This is a genomic window from Mesonia sp. HuA40 (assembly GCF_008017835.1).
In the GTDB taxonomy this organism is placed as follows: Bacteria; Bacteroidota; Bacteroidia; order Flavobacteriales; family Flavobacteriaceae; genus Mesonia.
Genome location: NZ_VRLT01000030.1, coordinates 1 through 3,822, shown reverse-complemented (window position 1 = coordinate 3,822; position 3,822 = coordinate 1). Strand labels below are relative to the sequence as shown.

The 3,822-nt window shown below is 30.4% G+C and carries 4 protein-coding genes; all 4 read right to left on the bottom strand.

Annotated features, from left to right (window positions below; translation table 11 throughout):
* Window positions 1-208: 208 nt before the first annotated feature.
* A complete protein-coding gene (locus tag FT993_RS07965; protein ID WP_147862028.1) occupies window positions 209-1,018 on the bottom strand; it encodes a DUF2971 domain-containing protein in 810 nt (269 codons plus the stop codon).
* A gap of 183 nt (window positions 1,019-1,201) precedes the next feature.
* A complete protein-coding gene (locus FT993_RS07960) occupies window positions 1,202-2,008 on the bottom strand; it encodes a hypothetical protein (RefSeq protein WP_147862027.1) in 807 nt (268 codons plus the stop codon).
* A gap of 147 nt (window positions 2,009-2,155) precedes the next feature.
* Window positions 2,156-2,791, bottom strand: a complete 636-nt coding sequence (locus FT993_RS07955; protein WP_147862026.1) for a vancomycin high temperature exclusion protein — start codon at window positions 2,789-2,791, stop codon at window positions 2,156-2,158.
* Between the two features lie 159 nt (window positions 2,792-2,950).
* Window positions 2,951-3,538, bottom strand: coding sequence for a hypothetical protein (locus tag FT993_RS07950; protein WP_147862025.1), 588 nt, complete (start codon window positions 3,536-3,538; stop codon window positions 2,951-2,953).
* Window positions 3,539-3,822 lie beyond the last annotated feature (284 nt).

The following is a 3,822-nucleotide window of genomic DNA, read 5'->3' as shown; positions in this document are numbered from 1 at the left end:
TGTTCTCAAGTTTTTTAACCAGTCAGAAAAATTATTTGTCCGTTCCGCTTTTCATTCCGAGCCATTGTATGTAACGGTCTTGTATATGAAAAGTAGCGGATTTTTAGGCACTAACTTTTCGGTTTATGACAGACCATTAATTTATTCATTTTCTTTTGATTAAGCGATTAAACCGCTATTTTTTATATACGTTGTTGGGCACAGTTTTTTAATAATTCGTATTTCTGAAGTCCAACCATATTTTTAATTCAGATTCCTTTAGTTTATGTTTTTTCGAATACTTTGATACGATTCCACTGTATTTTTTAAATTGAAATGGGTCAAGTCTAGGATTCGCAATCAACTCAAATTCTAGTTCATTAATATCGGGTAATTTATATTTAAGTCCTGGTATTTCTAGTATCTCTTTTATAAATCCAATTAATCTAAATTCCGTTTCGTGATTAAACGCTTGATGTTTTCTAAATGCTGAATATTTAAGTAAAGATTCTTTTTCCTTAAATAGCATTTCATTAAAATTCTGATATTGAACAACACCAGCAACTAGTAAGTCAATTTTACTTGTTGGCTCCTCTTGTAGTTTGATAGAATTCTTTATTAGTTTTTGAAAGTATGTACGTTCAAAACGGATTGCAAAACCTGCTTTTCCATAAATGTCCCACATAGCAAACGATTCAGTGTCATTTAGAATCCAACAACTCACAAATCTGTGTTTTTGCTGTTTAGTGAGTTTCTCCTGTATTGCTCTTAATTCGGTCTTATTATTCTGAATTATTTGAGTCCAATGATTTTCAGGTATTTCGGGATTTGCATTTTCTGGTTTTGATAAAGTTTTAGTCCGAAATTTCAGTTCGTTAATATCGTAAGGCTCAATATTTTCTAGATTGTCCTCAAATTTATCTAATCTCGATAGGAACAAACTGTTTGTTTCTAAGAAGTCAACTAACTTTTCAATAGTTACATATCGATATACGTACTTTTGTTTAATTCCTTTTGTATGATATGTTTCCCAAGTCATTTTTTAAATTGTGCCCAACGTGTTTGTATATAACAAGTAGTGTGCAGAAAAGCGCTAATTTTTCGGTTGAGCCACAAGCCAATTTTTTATTTTAAGTTTTTATCTTAAAACTTCTAAAACGCCAAAATAAAAAATTGGCAACTTCCCAAATATACCAAAATTTTCGGTTTAGAAAAGATGTAGCTATTTGTTATATACGGTGTTGCCCACAGTTATTTTTTTTTCCGATGTTTTTATAAAATCAATAAATTCTACACCAAATTCAGTAATTCCCATACTTTGAAATGGAAGAGTTCCAATTCGCTTCATTCTATCGTCAATTAATAAACCTTTAGAAAATAATCGTTGTTTAAAAAACATAAACTTGTTCTCATTAAGATTATAAAAATCTGCATTTCGGTATTTCAATACTTTATCAATTTTACTTTTTTTATTTTCAAATTGAGCTTTTACATTTTCATAAGGTTTTAGAAATTTAGATTCATCGACAATTATACTTTCTTTGTCCATTTGATTTTTGAGTGATTTCATATTATCTCGATGTCTATTCATCTCGTTTACTTCTTCTTCAAACTCTTCGGTAAAAAATCTATGATTATATAAAATTTCTATTTCTTGTTCAGTTAACTCACTTATTAAATTCAAATAAAGTTCATTAATTTCTGCTTGTTTAGTAGGTTTTTTTAATTCGTTAAGTAGAACATCCTTGAATCTAATTAGTTTTGCTTCAGATTTAGTTTGAACAACTTTTCTTAATACCGATTCAAAAAGGTCATTAAAATCTTCTGTTTTAATGTTATCCAAATTAATATCTGATTCTTCAGTAAAATTTTCTGCTAATATTTTAACGAATCTGTTTAATCGGTTTTGTTTTAATCGACCATTATATTCAAAAAATAATTCATCAAGTGCAGCTCCGCCAAATGGAATTGCTCCGAATATCGATTTAGCAGTACTTGTTATTATTTCTTTTTTGTCGATTTTTTTCATAATTGTGGGCAACGGTCTCGTATAACCGTCAGTTACGGGATTAAAGATAATGATTTTCGGTTAAGCACTGACATTAGCAATTCCGAGTGGATTCGGACGTAGTCGAATCCGCCGTAATTGCGGTTATACATTGTTGGCGTGTCGTTTTTATTTTATTTCAATTTTCTTCCCTAAAAATTTAGGTTCTACTCCAAAAATTATATCTAAAAAAGCCTTTGTTCTTGCAAAATATTCTCTAACCTGAGTCTTTAAACCATACTTCCCACTTAAATCTTTTGCATTAAATCCAATTGCAGAAATTCCATTTTTCTCTGCAAGATAGATTGCTCGTTCATTATGAAACTTTTGTGAAATAACAGTTATGCTCATTTGCCCGAAAATTTCTTTTGCTCTTACAACAGAATCTAAAGTCCGAAATCCAGCGTAATCCAGAAAAATTCTATTTTCAGGAATTCCATTTTTTATCAATTCATTTTTGAAATCAGTCGGTTCATCATAGTTTTTATTTCCATTATCACCACTTACTAAAATAAAATCAACTTTCCCTTTTTTATAAAGTTCAACCGTTGCGTTTATTCGATATTTAAAGTATAGATTAATTCTACCATTTTTTAAATTTTTTGAAGTTCCGAGTACAAGTCCAACTTTGTTTTTTTTAATATCAGATGAGTTTGAAAATGTTTTGTTTTCAGCGTTTTTTTCTATTGAATAATTTGCTGTAAATACTAAAACAATTGGGATTATAAAAATCAGTAATAATATTATTCTTTTTTTCTTTTTCATTCGGATTTTCATTCAAATGCACGCCAACGTGTTTGTGTATGGCTCGTTGCGGAAAATCCGCGAGGATTTTCCATCGTAACCCAAAGATAGCAAATTACAATGAATTCCAATTAGGAATTCAGTCGCAATGAGCTATACACGTTGTTGCCCACTGGTTTTTTATTCGGTCAATTTAATTTTCTTTTTATTCTCGAAACTAAATTCGTCCAATTCCCTTAATTCGGCTGCAATCTTTTCTTTCCATTCAGCAACTTTTTGTTCGTTGCGACCACTTTCGGTTTCTTTCATTAAATCAAGTCGGATTTCAGAGAATTCCGCCATAATATCGTTATTGATTTCATTTACTATATCAAATCCTTTTGAAATTTTTCTTTTATTCTTTAAAACTTGTTTTCTGAATTTTCGAGCTTGAATTTCAGCGAGGTTAAATTGCATTTGTTGAAAGTCAATCTGTTTATCAATACTTGCGATTTTTGTAGTGTCAATCCACGAAGCGTTTCCTAAAAAAATATTTCCGATTTTTTGATTCAGGTTCCGTTTCATAAAGTCAAAACCGCCAATCGAGTGAGAAATCATAAATTGGCTGAAAACTACATCATTATTTTCGTCACTAATTTTGATTTTAAAATCGTCGATTGTCAATTTTGAGTCCGAACTCCATCTTTTTTTTCCTTCTTGTAATTCTTGTCCAAAACTAAAATTTAAACATATTACGCTTAATATAATTCTTAAAAATATTCTTTTCATTTCTGTTTTTCTCAACTTGTGGGCAACGGCCTTGGCTATGATTTCGTTGCGGAAAAATACGCAGGATTTATTCTGTTGTAGCTCAAAGATAGAAAAAAGGATGGAATTTTCGGTAGAAAATTCCGCCGCAATGAATTATAGCCGTTGTTACCTAAAGTAGCGACACGTTCTGCTTGGAAGGTTCTGCTTTGCCGTCCAAATAATTAATTTCCGCTTTACTCTTTTTCCGTCCACTTTTTTATTCGGCAATGCGCTGATTTATTCAAAAAACGTAGATTTTAATA

Excerpts from the sequence above, each read along its gene's own strand:
- FT993_RS07965 (WP_147862028.1), bottom strand. The coding sequence starts at position 1,018 with ATGACTTGGGAAACATATCATACAAAAGGAATTAAACAAAAGTACGTA.
- FT993_RS07960 (WP_147862027.1), bottom strand. The coding sequence starts at position 2,008 with ATGAAAAAAATCGACAAAAAAGAAATAATAACAAGTACTGCTAAATCG.
- FT993_RS07955 (WP_147862026.1), bottom strand. The coding sequence starts at position 2,791 with ATGAAAAAGAAAAAAAGAATAATATTATTACTGATTTTTATAATCCCA.
- FT993_RS07950 (WP_147862025.1), bottom strand. The coding sequence starts at position 3,538 with ATGAAAAGAATATTTTTAAGAATTATATTAAGCGTAATATGTTTAAAT.